Annotated in this window: 13 protein-coding genes and 1 pseudogene; 3 read left to right on the top strand and 11 right to left on the bottom strand. The window is 68.5% G+C overall.

The window, feature by feature from the left end; genetic code table 11:
* The 3 genes and pseudogenes from D7Y13_RS26260 to D7Y13_RS47190 form a co-directional block, all read right to left on the bottom strand.
* Positions 1-776 (bottom strand): annotated as a pseudogene (locus D7Y13_RS26260) (hypothetical protein); the annotation flags it as partial.
* A gap of 16 nt (positions 777-792) precedes the next feature.
* Positions 793-1,182 carry a hypothetical protein gene (locus tag D7Y13_RS47195; RefSeq protein WP_199732907.1) on the bottom strand — a complete coding sequence of 130 codons (390 nt, stop codon included), beginning with the start codon at positions 1,180-1,182 and terminating at the stop codon, positions 793-795.
* Positions 1,149-1,421 (bottom strand): hypothetical protein, encoded by a 273-nt coding sequence (locus D7Y13_RS47190; RefSeq protein ID WP_199732906.1) that lies wholly within the window; start codon positions 1,419-1,421, stop codon positions 1,149-1,151. Before D7Y13_RS47190 ends, D7Y13_RS47195 begins: the two co-directional genes overlap by 34 nt.
* Positions 1,422-1,555: 134 nt before the next feature.
* Between D7Y13_RS47190 and katG the strand changes: the two genes are divergently transcribed.
* Positions 1,556-3,796: a catalase/peroxidase HPI gene (katG, locus tag D7Y13_RS26250; RefSeq protein WP_233595854.1), complete on the top strand. Its 2,241-nt coding sequence runs from the start codon at positions 1,556-1,558 to the stop codon at positions 3,794-3,796.
* Between the two features lie 91 nt (positions 3,797-3,887).
* On the opposite strand, the gene D7Y13_RS26245 is transcribed toward katG, so the two are convergent.
* Together D7Y13_RS26245 and D7Y13_RS26240 are read right to left on the bottom strand one after the other, a co-directional pair.
* Positions 3,888-4,934, bottom strand: coding sequence for a hypothetical protein (locus D7Y13_RS26245; protein ID WP_120585273.1), 1,047 nt, complete (start codon positions 4,932-4,934; stop codon positions 3,888-3,890).
* Between the two features lie 539 nt (positions 4,935-5,473).
* The gene (locus tag D7Y13_RS26240) at positions 5,474-6,409 is read right to left on the bottom strand and encodes an AraC family transcriptional regulator (RefSeq protein WP_120585272.1); all 936 of its coding nucleotides are present in this window, start codon (positions 6,407-6,409) and stop codon (positions 5,474-5,476) included.
* 189 nt (positions 6,410-6,598) lie between these two features.
* On the opposite strand from D7Y13_RS26240, the gene D7Y13_RS26235 reads away from it, so the two are divergent.
* Together D7Y13_RS26235 and D7Y13_RS26230 are read left to right on the top strand one after the other, a co-directional pair.
* The gene (locus tag D7Y13_RS26235; RefSeq protein WP_120585271.1) at positions 6,599-7,588 is read left to right on the top strand and encodes an aldo/keto reductase; all 990 of its coding nucleotides are present in this window, start codon (positions 6,599-6,601) and stop codon (positions 7,586-7,588) included.
* Between the two features lie 345 nt (positions 7,589-7,933).
* The gene (locus D7Y13_RS26230) at positions 7,934-8,869 is read left to right on the top strand and encodes a LysR family transcriptional regulator (RefSeq protein ID WP_120536832.1); all 936 of its coding nucleotides are present in this window, start codon (positions 7,934-7,936) and stop codon (positions 8,867-8,869) included.
* An 83-nt stretch (positions 8,870-8,952) separates the two neighbouring features.
* Here the strand turns inward: D7Y13_RS26230 and D7Y13_RS26225 are convergent, their stop codons facing one another.
* The 6 genes from D7Y13_RS26225 to D7Y13_RS26200 all read right to left on the bottom strand — a co-directional run bounded on the left by D7Y13_RS26225 (position 8,953) and on the right by D7Y13_RS26200 (position 14,378).
* Positions 8,953-9,189, bottom strand: coding sequence for a tautomerase family protein (locus D7Y13_RS26225; RefSeq protein ID WP_120536831.1), 237 nt, complete (start codon positions 9,187-9,189; stop codon positions 8,953-8,955).
* A gap of 11 nt (positions 9,190-9,200) precedes the next feature.
* Complete coding sequence (locus D7Y13_RS26220) at positions 9,201-9,911, bottom strand: SDR family NAD(P)-dependent oxidoreductase (protein ID WP_120536830.1); 711 nt, start codon at positions 9,909-9,911, stop codon at positions 9,201-9,203.
* Positions 9,912-10,080: 169 nt separating this feature from the next.
* Positions 10,081-10,926 (bottom strand): pirin family protein, encoded by an 846-nt coding sequence (locus D7Y13_RS26215; RefSeq protein WP_120536829.1) that lies wholly within the window; start codon positions 10,924-10,926, stop codon positions 10,081-10,083.
* Positions 10,892-11,407: a MarR family winged helix-turn-helix transcriptional regulator gene (locus tag D7Y13_RS26210; protein ID WP_120585270.1), complete on the bottom strand. Its 516-nt coding sequence runs from the start codon at positions 11,405-11,407 to the stop codon at positions 10,892-10,894. Before D7Y13_RS26210 ends, D7Y13_RS26215 begins: the two co-directional genes overlap by 35 nt.
* A 284-nt stretch (positions 11,408-11,691) precedes the next feature.
* Entirely contained in the window at positions 11,692-12,879 is a 1,188-nt protein-coding gene (locus D7Y13_RS26205) for an ARPP-2 domain-containing protein (RefSeq protein WP_120585269.1), read from the bottom strand.
* Entirely contained in the window at positions 12,876-14,378 is a 1,503-nt protein-coding gene (locus D7Y13_RS26200) for a hypothetical protein (RefSeq protein ID WP_233595853.1), read from the bottom strand. Before D7Y13_RS26200 ends, D7Y13_RS26205 begins: the two co-directional genes overlap by 4 nt.
* Positions 14,379-14,889: the final 511 nt, after the last annotated feature.

The raw sequence follows: 14,889 nt of genomic DNA, 5'->3' as shown, positions 1-14,889 counted from the left end.
TCCCCGCGCAGCGCCCGCCCCACCGTCAGCCCCGCGCCGACTTGGAGCTCACTGCCCACGCTGTCGCGCGCATCCGCGCTCGACGCTGGCGAGACGGAAGGGCGCAGGAGCACCCCCGCCTCCAGCGCGGGGGACACCGGGCCCAGCTGTTTGCCCAGGAGCAGCCGTCCCCAACCGCTGAAGCCGCTGTCCCGCACCAGCGCGCCCGAAGCGCCCAGGGGCAGTTGGACGCCCAGGTCCAGCGCCAGGTGGAGCGCCTCCGGTGAGAGCCTGCCCAGCAATCCCAGCCGGACGTCGAACCGGGGCGCGCCCAGACCGCTGCGCGAGGGCGAGGCGATTGCCTGTGAGGTGGTCAGGTCGTCGCCCCGCTGCCTCACGACGACGGGGAGCTGCCCCTGCAACTCGAGCCATGGCAGCACGCCGACCGCCAGCGCCAGCATCCCGGTGGCCCGGTACCGGAGGAGGGAAGCGTCCTGTCCGTCGACGTGGAAGACGCGAGGTGCCCGCTGGTAGTGCCCCAGCAGGGACACGCGCAGCGACCCCGGGGCCAGCAGCTCGCCGTTCCCGAGCGTCAGCGCCCCCAGGCCCGGGTTCACCTCCAAGCGCTCCAGCGAGAAGGAGGTGAGGGGCGCGGCCTCCTGGGCACGGCCGGGGGCCGCGAGGAGCAGCAGCCCCAGCGCGACCCTTCCATATCGATGCGAGGCCCGTCCCATGGCCGCATCATCCGTCAGGTGTCCCCGCCGAGCGATGGGCGGATCGACATGTTCCGCCACCATCCCCCTGCACCTGCGACTACCGCACGACGTCCAGGAGGCCCACGCCGCGCTCCGCCCACGCGGTTCCCGGCGCGGTGCGCAGGTCATTCACCGGAGGGGACAGCGGCTCCCAGACGGTGGCATTCCGCGCGGGCGGCCTGTTGATGTTCTGGACGCGCGCCCGGTACAGCTGCCCATCGTGCATCACCAGCGCCCCCGCCGCGTACATCACCTCGGGTGAGCCGGGCGCCAGGGTGGCGCGGTCCGCCCACAGCTCCAACTGCCGCGAGGTCGACCCTGCTGGAAGCCCCGGGTCGACGAACGTCAACGCGGACACCGCGCCATTCACATTGCCAGTGGCCGTCACCGGACCCACCGTCCCGCTGCCTCCCGTCAGGCCCGCGATGAGCTTGCGCCCCCCTCCCATTGGTTGTCCTTGAACGTCAGGGGAGAGGTGAGGGTGCCCGCCTTACCAAAGACGACGCCCGGGTCCGTGGCGTCCGGGTGGACGTTGGCATGGCCGAAGTCGAGCCCTCGGAACGCGTTGCGCTCCCAGAGGAACGTCGCCCCCGCCCCGGACGTGCCGCCCAGATAGACGCCCAGCGAGAGCGTGTCCGCGAAGTGGTTGTCCGTGAACTCGACAGACGCAGAGACCGAGAGGGGCAAGACTCCGGACCCTGGTGGAGACTCCTTCTGGCAATGGGGGTTCGATAGCAAACGACTCTCGGGCGCATCCGAACAATCGGTTTCCGGTGACCGCGACGCGGGGCTACGTTTTTGGCACACAAGGCGTCCGCTGCGTGCAAACGGGCGACCCGTGCACGGCGCAACACGCTGAGGAGACCCGCATGAACTCCGAATCGAAGTGCCCCGTCGCGCACGGCCCCCGCCACGTCCGCACGAACACGCAGTGGTGGCCCGACCAGCTCAACCTCGCGATGCTGCACCAGCATGGTTCGCTGTCGGACCCGATGGTCGAGGACTTCAACTACGCGGCGGAGTTCCGGACGCTCCCGCTCGACGCGGTGATCCAGGACCTGCACGCGCTGATGACCGACTCGCAGGACTGGTGGCCGGCCGACTACGGCCACTATGGGCCCTTCTTCATCCGCATGGCGTGGCACGCGGCAGGCACCTACCGCATCTTCGACGGCCGCGGCGGCGCGCGCTCGGGCGAGCAGCGCTTCGCGCCGCTCAACAGCTGGCCCGACAACGGCAACCTCGACAAGGCGCGCCGCCTGCTGTGGCCGATCAAGCGGAAGTACGGCCGCAAGCTGTCGTGGGCCGACCTCATGATCCTCGCGGGCAACGTGTCGCTGGAGTCCATGGGCTTCAAGACGTTCGGCTTTGGCGGCGGCCGCGAGGACGTGTGGGAGCCGCAGTCCATCAACTGGGGCCCGGAGTCCACCTGGCTGGGCGACGAACGCTACAGTGGGGAGCGCGAGCTCGCGCATCCGCTGGCTGCCGTGCAGATGGGTCTGATCTACGTCAATCCAGAAGGCCCGAACGGCCGCCCTGATCCGGTCGCCTCCGCGCGCGACATCCGCGACACGTTCGCGCGCATGGCGATGAACGACGAGGAGACCGTCGCGCTCGTCGCCGGCGGCCACACCTTCGGCAAGTGCCACGGCGCTGGCCCGGCGCACCACCTGGGCGCCGAACCGGAGGGCGCGAACATCGAGGAGCTCGGACTGGGCTGGAAGAACGCCTACGAGAGCGGCATTGGCGCGCATGCCACCACCAGCGGCCTGGAGGGCGCGTGGACGCCCACGCCGACGAAGTGGGACATGAGCTACTTCGAGACGCTGTTCGGCTACGACTGGGAGCTGACCAAGAGCCCGGCCGGCGCGCAGCAGTGGAAGCCCGTTGGCGATAGCGGCGCCGGCACCGTGCCCGACGCGCACGTGCCCGACAAGCGCCACGCGCCGATGATGACCACCGCCGACCTCGCGCTGCGCTTCGATCCGGCCTACGAGCGGATCTCGCGCGACTTCATGGCCAACCCGGCCAGGTTCGCCGACGCCTTCGCGCGTGCCTGGTTCAAGCTGACCCATCGCGACATGGGCCCCAAGGTGCGCTACCTGGGCCCGCTGGTGCCTGCGGAGGACCTGCTCTGGCAGGACCCGATCCCGGCCGTCAACCATGCGCTGGTCAACGACGCGGACATCGCCGCGCTCAAGGCCGAGCTGCTCGCCTCCGGCCTCTCAATCCAGCAGTTGGTCAAGACGGCCTGGGCCTCGGCGTCGACGTTCCGGGGCAGCGACATGCGCGGCGGCGCGAATGGTGCGCGCATTCGTCTTTCGCCGCAGAAGGACTGGGAGGCCAACGAGCCCGCCGAGCTCGCGAAGGTGCTCGCCACGCTCGAAGCGATCCAGAAGCGGTTCAACGCCGCGCAGGGTGACGGCAAGCGGGTGTCGTTGGCCGACCTCATCGTGCTGGGCGGCGCCGCGGCCGTCGAAGCCGCCGCGGGCAAGGCCGGTCACAAGGTCGCCGTGCCCTTCACCCCGGGCCGCATGGATGCGTCACCCGACCAGACGGACATCGACTCCTTCCTCGTCCTTGAGCCGGCGGCCGACGGCTTCCGCAACTACGTCCGCGCTGGCGCCGAACCGACGACCACCGCCGCGCTCATTGACCGCGCCAGCCTGCTCACCCTCACCGCGCCGGAGATGACGGCGCTCGTGGGCGGCCTGCGCGCGCTGGACGCGAATGTGGGCCACACGCCGCACGGCGTGTTCACCCAACGCCCGGGCACGCTGAGCCCCGACTTCTTCGTCAACCTGCTCGACATGCGCACCGCGTGGAAACGTTCGGAGACGACGCCGAACGTGTTCGAGGGTCGCGACCGCGCCACGGGCGAGCTGCGCTGGACGGCGACGATCGCCGACCTCGTCTTCGGCTCGAACGCGCAGCTGCGCGCACTGGCGGAGGTCTATGCGGCCGGGGACGGCGAAGCGCATTTCGTGCAGGACTTCATCGCCGCATGGACCAAGGTGATGAACCTCGACCGCTTCGACCTGCCGGGACAGAAGACGATCTGAGCGCTCTTCGAAAGACGTAAGCGCGAAGCGCCGGTAGCGGACCTGCCGGCGTTTCGCATTTCGGGGCCGCGTTGCTTTGGACCGCGCTGGCTCAGAACAGGTTGGCGATGTCCTTCACCGGTTGCGGAGCGGCCTCGGTGCTCCCCAGCGCGCCCATGGCGGCTCCGAAGAGCATGGAGGCCGGGTTGGCGCGGCCCTTCGTGATGGACCCGATGACTCCCTCCGCGGCTCCCTTCAAGGTGTTGAAGTAGCCGGTCGCGGCGCCCTCGACGACTCCCTTGAAGCCCCCTTCCGAGTTGCCCACCCCCGTCAGGACGTTGCTGACCCCCGGCAGGAACCACAGGGCCTTGCCCGCCTCGCCGGCGGCCCACTGGAAGTTGTCCTTGTTGCTCCCGTCCGCCTTGACGTGGGTGTCCTTCGTGGTCGGAAGCTGGTGCTCGCCCAGGAAGGAATACCCCTTCTCGGCGAAGTCCTTGACCATGCCGGCCTCGGTGCCGTGCCGCGCATCGCCGCTCTTGGTGATGCCCTCGATGTTGCCGTCGCCCTGGCCCTCCTTGACCTTGTTCGAGCGATCCCCGCCCGTGGAGGCCTTGGCGCTGTCGATGAACTCCAGCACCTTGGCCAGGCGGTAGACGGCGTCGGGGTTCTGCTTCGCGTCCTTCAGGTCGAGCTTGGGGTCGATGCCCGTCTGCTTGCACAACTGCTCGAACTTGATGTCCTTCTGGCGGCCCAGGCTCTTCAGCACGGGGGTGTCATTCACAATCTGCGCCGCCGACCGCTTGTCCCCGGCCGGCCGCTTGTCATTGGCGCTGGGGACGCCAGAACCGGAGGCTTCCGGAGCCGGGGCAAGATCCTCGAGCTGCGTGGGGGCCCCCCGGGGGGCGAAGGTGATCGCGTCCGGCGAATTTCCCAGCATGGGCGTGGCGGTGGGCTGCCTCCTGTTGATGACACCGGACTCGAACGCGTCCACCGGGCTGAAGCCCCGCGCGGGAATGCTCCGGGTGCCCTGGAGACCTTGAGTCCCCAGGTCCTGAACGGGCCCTGCCGAGAGCAGTTGCCTCGGGTTGACGGAAGAGGACTGCGCAGCGCCCGGGCGCATCATGGAATGGGAGCGGGCCGTGGCCTTGACGTCGATCATGGGTATCACCGGGTTCTTGGCAGCGACGGAGGACCGTCGCGGCGAGTCTGTCCAGCCTGTGCGCTGCCTCATTGCAGCGCGCATGCCACCCAGGCGTGGCCGCTCAACCCGTGGATTTCCCAAGGAGGGGATGGCTCCAGGGAACTCGCGTCAGGCGCCCGGCCGGTGACTGCAGTCACCAGGAGGATGGCGCCAGTCACCACCGAGGGCTGGCCCTGCCGGGTCAGGACAGGGCCTTCTTCATTGCTCCAGGAGCGGGATTCGAACCCGCACCGGGCGGTGCGAAACTCCCAGCAGGATCGCGCCCTTGCCTCGCTGCCGCTCGGAGCGACCCGGATTCGATATCCCGCCTCGTGCCCTGTTGTCCCGCCCCATCCCAAGCCATTCCGCAGGGGCGTGCGACATACGTGCAACACGGCGGAGGGCATCTCCATGTTCGGGCCGATGGTGGCCACCGTCGCCTGTTCCTCTGCCGGGTCCAGCGGCTCGGTCCCCTTGCCGCAATCCACTCGCATCCAGACGCTGCGGCTCGGCCGCGATTACTCCGCCCCGCTGCGGATCCTCGACACGTTTCGAAGCGGCGGCGCGCCAAAGTGCCTTCGGTACTCGCGCGAGAACTGCGAGGGATCGTTGTAGCCGACGCGGAAGCCCGCCGTCGCGGCGTCGAGGTGCTCATCGAGCATCAGTCGCCTCGCTTCCTGGAGGCGAAGCGTCTTCTGGTACTGCAGCGGGCTCATACCCGTCACCGCGCGGAAGTGAAGATGCAGTCCCGACGCGCTCATCCCGCCCACCTTGCAAAGGTGCTGGATGCGCATCGGCTGGTCGAAGTTCTTGCGGATCCATGCGATCGCCCTGACAACGCGATGGGCGCGACCGCCGACAGTGGCGATGTGTTGGAGGCGCGCGGCGTGGCCGTCCACGACAAGCCTGTAGACGATCTCTTGCAGCACGAGCGGCGCGAGCACCTGTGCGTGCTCGGGCGTATCGACGAGGCGCGCGAGGCGCAACACGGCATCGAGCAGCGGTAGCGCCAGGGCGCGGATGTCGAGCGCCTTTGCGAGAGTCGCACCAGTCGCCGGCGACGGCGTTACATTCGCGAGGACAGAGCCGATAAGGGCGGGGGAGAGCGCGATCCGCACACAGAGGAACGGCGCGGCCTGTGACGCTTCCACGACGCGGCCGGTAACTGGAAGAGCGACCGAGTTGAGGAGGTAGGCCGTTTCGCCATAGGCGAGTTCCTCGCCGCCGACCACCACGTGCTTCTTCCCCTGCGCGACCACGACGAGCGCTGGCTCATACAGCACGTGCAGCGGTCCTGTCGGCTTCGACGTGCGTCCAAGATCAATCGAAGGGAGAGGCGAACACCCTCCATCATTGGGAACGTGGTGCGCGATGATTGCAGCGAGCTCGCGGCGGGCGTCGGCGAGACTGGAGTTCGCGGAGCGGGTCACAGATTGAGGCCGCGGGAGAATCATTCAAAACTCCTCAAGGATTGTTCTATGCGGCGGCCCATGGCGATGCAAGCAGGGGCTCGTGGGCTGCCTCGTCAATGGAGGCTCTTGGAGGATCATCCAAGACTCTTCGAGGATCGTTCTACCTGCTGGGCCCTTCGAGGCGTAGCGTGGAATCAGCTCTTTCGACACTCGCATCACGAGAGGTTCGCCATGCAAAAGAGAAGGCTCGGAAAGAATGGTCTTGAGACATCGGCTCTCGGTCTCGGAACCATGGGGATGACCATGGCCTACGGCTCGGCCAACAACGACGAGAGCATCGCCACGATCCACCGCGCCTATGCGCTTGGCATCACGCATTTCGACACAGCAGAACTCTACGGCATGGGCACCGGCGCCAACGAAATCCTCCTGGGGAGAGCGGTCAAAGGCTTCCGCGACAAGGTTGTCATTGCGACCAAGTTCGGGTTCGACATTCCGAAGATGACTGCCACGCACGCTCCGCTCGACAGCCGGCCGGAGCGCATTCGCCTCGTCGTCGAGAACAGCCTTCGGTACCTGCAGACGGACTACATCGACGTACTCTACCAGCATCGCGTCGACCCCTCAGTCCCGATCGAGGACGTCGCCGGAACGGTGAAGGACCTCATCTCCGCTGGCAAGGTGCGCTTTTTCGGAATGAGTGAGGCGGGACCTGCCACTCTTCGGCGCGCACATGCGGTGCAACCTGTCTCGGTCCTGCAGACCGAATACTCACTCTTCGAGCGTGCGGTCGAGCGCGACGTGCTTCCCGTGACCCGAGAACTCGGGATCGGCTTCGTTCCGTACTCGCCGCTGGGTCGAGGGTTCCTGACGTCGACGGTCAAACCCGCCGCCGAATACGAGGAATCGGACATGCGGCGCTGGGATGATCGCTGGCAGGGAGCGAATTATCAGGCGAACGTTGCGGCAGTCGAGCAGCTTCGACAGCTCGCCACCTCGAATGGGATGACGGTTGCGCAGCTTGCACTCGCTTGGCTCCTGGCTCAAGGAGACGACATTGTACCGATCTTCGGGACCAAGAATCGTTCCCGACTTGAGGAGAACGTCGGCGCGGCGAAGGTCTCTCTCTCTGAGTCCACGCTCGCTCGGGTGGCGGAGATCCTCCCGAATGGAAGTTTCGGCGCGCGCTACTCGCCGGGTCATATGCCCTCTTGGACGTAACGCGGCAACCGCCGACGGGCCATATGCTGACCAGCGATGTCGACCGGCCTGTTCCGGCGCGCGACATATGTGCAACACGGATGGGGGAAGCCGCTAACCATCCGTGACCACGGCGCAAAAAGTGGAGGCGGTGGGAATCGAACCCGCAGACAAGGCGATAGGAAAGCCCCCGTCTTGTCCCGTTTCTCATCCCCGCTTGAGGGGCACATGCGGCCCTGGCCGGCTCACCCGCACGGACACGTGTCCTTGCGTGGAGGGCCCGGGGTGACCTGCGGTACATCGTCACCCGGCTCGCTGCAGGGGCCCCCGCGGATGAGGGGCATCCTGCGCTGCGGAAGAGGGGACATGGATCGCATCGAGGCGATGAAGGTGTTTGTCGCGGCGCTCGACGAGGGCAGCCTGGCGGGCGCAGGCCGCCTGCTCGCGCGCTCGCCGGCTGCCGTGAGCCGTGCAATCGCGTTGCTGGAGCAACGCATCGGCGCTGAGCTGCTGCACCGCACCACCCGCACGCTCAAGCTCAGCGAGGCAGGTGAGCGCTATGCGTCCGCGTGCCGCCGCATCCTGGCGGATCTCGAGGAGGCCGAGCTGAGCGCCGCGGGCGAGCGCGTCGCTCCGCGGGGGACGCTCACGATCAGCGCGCCACCCATCAGCGGCGAGGAGATCCTGCGGCCCATCCTCGACGCCTACCTGGATGCCTACCCCGAGGTCTCGGTGAACATCGTCCTGCTCGACCGGTACGCCAGCCTCGTCGAGGAAGGTATCGATGTCGCGCTGCGCGTCGCCGAGCTGCCCGACTCCTCCCTCGTCGCCGTCCGTGTCGGGGGCGACGTGAAGCGGGTCGTCGTGGCATCGCCGCGCTACCTCGCCGGGCATCCGCCCATCCTCGAGCCGGCGGACCTGGGCAAGCACCGAATCATCACCACGACGCACTTCGGGCACGATGCGTGGGTGTTTCCGCCAGCCGCCGGGAGCGCCATCTCCCGCTCCGTGCACTTCAAGCCGCGGCTCGTGGTCAACAGCGTGCGGGCCGCACTCGCGTCCGCGGTGGACGGCCACGGCGTGACCCGGCTCTACACGTACCATGTGGCGGAGCGCGTCCAGGATGGCTCGCTGAAGGTCCTCCTGCGCAACGCCGAGCCGTCAGCCCTCCCCGTGCACCTCCTCACTCCACAGGGCCGCATCTCGGTGCCCAAGGTCCGCGCCTTCATGGACTTCGCGGTGCCACGCCTGCGCGCCGAGTTCTCGAGGCTCTCCGTGCAGGCCCAGGCCTTCCAGGGCTGACGGGAACGGCACCCCGGGCAGGGGCCCCCCTCGGATGCACAGAGGACGGAGACCGCCGGGGCTTTGGCGGTCTCCGTGCGGATTCACGACTTGCCCGCGGCGCGCCGCTTGCGGAACTCGAGCGCCGGCAAGCCGCCCCAGCCCCAGTCCTCCGGCTCGACCTCCTGGATGACGACGTAGGTCGAGTCGAGGGGCTTGTTCAGCACGTCGAGCAGGAGCTGGCTGGTGCCTGCAATCAGGCGGGCCTTCTCCTCGGGCGTGACGGAGTCCCGGCCGGGGCCGGAGCCCTCACGGGTGACCTGGATGGTGACGATGGGCATGGCAGGCTCCCTTAGCGACCGGCGTTCTGGCCGCCGTCGACGTAGAGGATCTCGCCCGTCGCGTAGCTGGCACCCTCGAGGTAGAGAACCGCATCCGTGACGTCGCTGACCTCGCCCATGCGCTTCGCGGGGTTCAAGGTGGCGAGGAACGCGTGGGACTCCGGCGCGTGGATGGGGGTCTTGATGAAGCCCGGGGCGACGGCGTTGACGCGGATACCCCTCCCGGCGAACTCGACCGCGAGCTCGCGGGTCACGGAGCTGATGCCGCCCTTGGTGAGGTTCGCGAGTCCCGTCGGAACGCCCGCGATGGCCTGGTTCACGAAGGGCGTGGTGATGCTGACGATGTGGCCGGAGCCCTGCTTCACCATCTGCACGAGGGCGCGCTGCGTGAGGTGGAAGAAGCCACCGAGGTTGGTCTTGATCATCGCGGTGAAGTCGTCGGCCGTGTAGTCCGTGAACGGCCTGGCGATGAAGATGCCGGCGTTGTTGACCAGCGTGTCGATGCGCCCGAAGCGCGCAATGGCCTCCTCGACCACGCGCTCGGCGGTAGACGCATCGCCGATGTCGCCCGCGACGGCGAGCACTTCCGGGTCGCTGCCCTGCTTGATGGAGCGGGAGGTCGCGACGACGCGGTAGCCGCGGCCCCGGTAGGCCTCGACGAGCCCGGCCCCGATGCCCTGCGACGCTCCCGTGATGATGGCGACCTTCTGGTGGGAGTTCATGATCTTTCCTCGTTGCTACGGCGAGCCGAAGTGCCGCCGTCGGCCCTGGTATGGGCGTCGAGGAGAGACTTAAGAGGCGGCGTCTGCTGACTGAATACCCACCGCCCGGCAGAGACTCTTCCGCCGCGTGGATGAATCCCCGTGCGCGGGGCTCTCGCGGCCTCTGGGGTCAGCGCCTCAGCGTTCCGTTCGCCCGGAGCTGATGGCCGATGCGGCGAATCTCCGCCTCCCCTTGGAGCAGGGCGCCGGCGCTGGTGTGCACCGAGTAGTTCCCGAGGACGAGGTCGTGCGGATGCTTCGCCGCGGAGCCGAGCACGAAGACCGTGGCGCCCTCGGCGACGAAGTCGATGGACCTCTCCGAGGGCTCGAAGATCGCGATCTCGCCGCTCGGGATGGGCGAGGGTGCACGCAGCACGCCTTCGTGCACGGCAACCCAGGCCACCGTGTGTCCCTGGGGAGGGTGGTAGGTCCAACGCTCGCCTGCCTTCAGGCTGACCAACAGGTAGTTCATCGGGGGCGCGGCGATGGGGCTCCGCAGTCCGCCATACGCTCCAAGAATGACGCGGGCCGGACCCTCGGTGGGCACGTCCTTCGGCATCACGTAGTGACTGGCGTTGGCTGCGTTCTCGAGCTCTGGCGGCAGGGCGACCCAGAGCTGGAATCCCCTGACGCGCCCCAGCTCGGGAGCGCCGGTGTGCCAGACTCCGCCGCCCGCGCGCATCCACTCGACGCTTCCGGCCGGCAGGATGCCTTCCTTCCCGGTGGTCTCGGCGTAGCGGACGCTGCCTTCGAGCATCACCGTCACCGTGGCGATGCCCGAGTGCGGGTGCCACCCGAAGTCCATGGGCGTGGGCGCATACCGGCCGTCGAAGCCGAAGAGATCGAGGAAGACGAAGGGCTTGATGAGCTCGCCGAGGTCACCGGGGCTCATCAGCCGGGTGATGGGGCCGTGTGGGTGCCCGCTCGTGCGGGAGAGGATCTCACGGACGGGGTGCTGAAGCGGACGTGCCAACATGTTCTTCCTCCGAATGCCGAGGTGCTGAGTTTCCGGCGGAGATGCCGAGCTTCTTGAGCAACTGGATGAGCGTCGCGCGCTCGGTCTTCGAGAGCCCGCTCGCGGCCAGGTCCATCGCGGCCTTGTGAGCGGAGAAGACCTCGGCCGCCTGCGCTTCGCCCGCTGCCGTCAGCCGGACGATGCGCGCCCGCCTGTCGCTCGGGTGGGCCTCGCGCGCGACCAGACCGCGAGACGCCAGCCGGTCCACGGCCGTGGTGATCGCCCCGCTGGTGAGTCCGACCCGCCGGCCGATCTCGTTGACGGGTTGGGCTCCCTTGTGGAGGAGCATCTCCAGGACCGCGAAGTCGGAGAGCCCCACCTCGGATGATTCGATGCTGTGGATGGCCAGGCGCTCGAGCGTCCGATGCGCCTTCATCATCACGAGCCACAGGTGCGTGCCCGAGGCGTCAGCGGCTCCCTTCTTCGGCGCGGCGCTCTTCATGACAGATGTCTTAACGTCAAGATTCTTGACGTCAAGCAAATCGGACCGGGCGTCCCGAGGGTGGCAGGGGGACGATGAGGTCCGCGGTGGGCAGCCCCCGTCGTCGACGTCGCTGCGCGTGGGCGCGTGCAGCAGCCGCTCCGCGAACGTGCTTACGGCGGGCGGGAATAGGGCGCCGTCGTGTGGGCCAGCGGCACCTCCTGGCTGAGCAGCAGCGCGCCCCGGGTGTCGAGCAGCTTCACGTTATTCACCGCAGGGCCCATCCTTTGCCCAGGGCGTGGCGCTCAACGCCGCGCGAGCCGGGCCTGCGCCGCCTTGAGGACGTGCTCCTTGAGCAGATAGCCGAAGCCCGCGTTGCGCAGTCGGACGATGAGTTCGTCCCGGGTCGTCTTGAGATGCTCGGCGGTGCGCTCCAGGCTCCAGCCCCCCTGCGCGAGCTGCTTGAGCAGGTAGGCCCGGCGCGTCTGAGCCGCCGAGAGCCGGTAGGTCTTGAGGTACTCGACCGTGCCGTCGCCGCGCAGGATGGCCTCGCCCATGTGGTTCTCCTCCGAAGGCGACAGGCCCGTGATGAAGCGCTGGAGGTGGAAGGGACCGGCCTCGTAGACGGGGGCGGTGACCACCTCGGCGCCGATGACGCCCTCGGCCATGAAGCCCATGAAGTCCGCCCAGTCCGCGCGCATGCGCTCGATGGCGGCCCGCAGGTCCTTCATCGAGTTCACCCGCGCATCCTCCACGCCCAGCCCCAGCACGGGCACGTCTCCAAGGAAGCCGTACTGCACGAGCAGATCCCCGTAGAAGTCCTCGAGCAGGGCCCGGTGCAGGGCCCGGTAGTCCTCGGGGTGCGAGACGATGGCGCAGGAGAGCAGCGCGTCCGCCTGGAAGATGAGCATGCCCACCTGGCGCTCGTGCAATTCGAAGATGCGCAGCGCCTCCGCGAAGGCCGCGCTGGCCCAGCCCGAGAAGGCCCACTCGCTCCGGGGGTTGAGCCCCTGGGAGAGGGCCTCCTGGGAGTACTCGTTCCACGCCACCTGCGGCCCGCCGAAGTACAGCGCGAGGAAGCCCTCCATCGTCAGGTGCATGGGCAGCAGCCGCAGCCGGTTCTTGTCCTCGCGGTGCACCATGCGGTGCAGCACCCGCGTCGAGAAGGGCCCGTGCTTGAGGCTCTTGCCCTCCTTACCGTCGGGCTTGCGCAGCCGGGTCTCGGGCGTCACCGCCGCGCCCTTGTCGTCCCAGTCCACCACCAGGCCATGGGGGACGTAGGACGTGTAGTGGAGCCCGGGCTCCATCAACCCACCCTGGAGCGACACGACGCTCACGTCCCCGTCGTAGCTCCTGCGGGTGATGCGCAGGTCTCCGGGGATGTCATCGCGCAGCACGGGCACCAGGCGGATGCTCCCCCAGACCTGCGAGGGCGCGAGCCGCAGCCCCGTGAGCGGCAGCCGCCGCACCACGCTCTTGCCGCCTTCCCTCATGCCACCTCCTCGTCGAGCGACTCTTCCGGGAGCTCGGCCAGGGCCCTCGGGGTCTCGTTCCCTGCGGGGCCTCGGGGCGCGTGCTCGAGCATCCGCCGCACGCGCGCCGCCAGGTAGTCCTCGAGTTCCGCCAGGGGAGAGGCCCCCTCGGCGAAGCGCGCGAAGCCGAGCACCGTGGGCAGGTCCTCCGCGTCCCGCACGCCCACGGTGGGCACGTGCGTCCCGATCCCTCGGGGCGCGTAGAGCTCCGAGGCGAACACGGGGTTGGCGTGGATGATGGTCGTGCGGCGGGCGGGGTCCAGCTTCGTGCGGAACACGCGGGTGACCTCGGCCACGGCGTTGGGGGGATCGTTGTCGTAGCCATCCGACACGACGACCACCAGCTCCGGCATCCAGTCCAGCGCGTCCAGCAGCGGGGTGGCGAGGTCCGTCTGGCCCCGGGCGCGTGAGAGCAGGGGGTGCTCGGGAGGGTGCATCCAGAAGGCGCGGTATTCGCGCGCCGTGGCGGCCAGCAGGTAGTGCGCCGCGAGCGCCACGCCGAGGGGCCGGCGGCGCTTCTCGCTTGAGCCCGAGGCGGAGTAGCTGTTGTCCAGCACGGCCGCCACCCGGCCCAGGGGCACCGAGGCCCGGCGCAGGCTGTTCACCGCCGCTCGCTCGAGCGCCGTGTGCAGCTCCGTCAGCCGCTCCTGTCGCACCTCCAGCGGAAGGGAGAGCACGTAGAGCGCCAGCCGGGTGAGCGGCGTGCGCCCCAGGTCGAGGGCGATGGCCCCCTGGGCGCGCGTGGCCGAGCCCTGCAAGCGCAGCCGCTCGGCGGCGGTGAGGCGCGGCTCGATCTTCCGCAGGAAGACGTCCCGGGGGAGCTGGTGCTTCGCGGCGAGCCCCTCGGCGACGGTGTAGGGCAGCTCGAAGAGGGCGGATGCGTCGTAGTGGGCCTTGCGGAACGTCTCCAGCAGGGGGGCCTGGAACACGCGCTTGCGCCAGCCGTGGAAGAGAAAGGGGTTGAGCTCTCCGGGCAGCTTGAGGTGGCCGTGCGCCACGGCGGCGCGCAGCTTGGAGCGATACTTCACCGCGTCGAAGTGCAGGTCCGCGCGCCCCTTGAGGAACTCGCGCACGATGGCGCGGGAGCGGCGGTTGTTGATGCGCCGCTCACGCAGCACGTCCAGCACCCGGTAGGCCCGCTGGGGCGGCAGGGCCCGGAGCGCCGCCGCGATGAGCGCGCCCTCCTCGTGCCGGTCCGCGGACGGGGTCTGCTTTCCGCTCGCCAGCAGGTTGAGGATGATCTGAGCCTGGTTGAAGTGGTTGATGCCCGCGGCCAGCGTGCGCGTGTAGAGGCGGCGGTAGTTGCCGAGGATGTAGGCGTGCAGGAACTCGATGGACACCGCCTGCCCGCGCCCGTCGTTGTAGAACTCGCGCTGCCCGGTGCACGAGAAGCACGCGTTGACGAACATGACCAGGTCCTCACGGGCGACCTGCTCGGCACGTGCTCCCGCGCTGTCCATCGGAGGTTCACCCTTCCTCAAGGAGGGAGCGCCGCTCGGGGAAGGCGGACACGATCAGCTAGTCAAGCTACAAAGGCTCGGTTCGGAAATCGCATCACAGTCCCGCGAGCGGCGCCCCTCACCGTAGCATGACGCGGCAGCCGGGGACGGACTGACACGCCCATGACGTCCCGGCCATGGACTCCCGCGCTCTCTCTTCGCACCTGCGTCTTCGGCCTTCAGACACCGCGAGTGGACTGGGCCGAGTCGCGCAGGAGACGGGTCTTGGCGTCCCGGGTCTACTCCTATTCATCCGGGAATGGCTTTTCACTGCAGGAGGCGCCGTTGACAGGCCCCCTGGTGAACAGACATGACTTTCTCGTCGAGAATGATGATCAGCTGACCACGACGGTGCTCACGAACGTGGATCGAGGCAGGCGCAGGGCGTAGCCCTCGGTGGGCCCATCCCATGCGTGACGAGCAAGGGCGAGCGCGCCAGAGCCCATAGATTGAGGTCATGGGCGCACCACTT

It is taken from the genome of Corallococcus praedator, from assembly GCF_003612125.1.
In the GTDB taxonomy this organism is placed as follows: Bacteria; Myxococcota; Myxococcia; order Myxococcales; family Myxococcaceae; genus Corallococcus; species Corallococcus praedator.
Note: the sequence above shows the minus strand (reverse complement) of the source record. Positions and strands in the feature narration are given on the sequence as shown.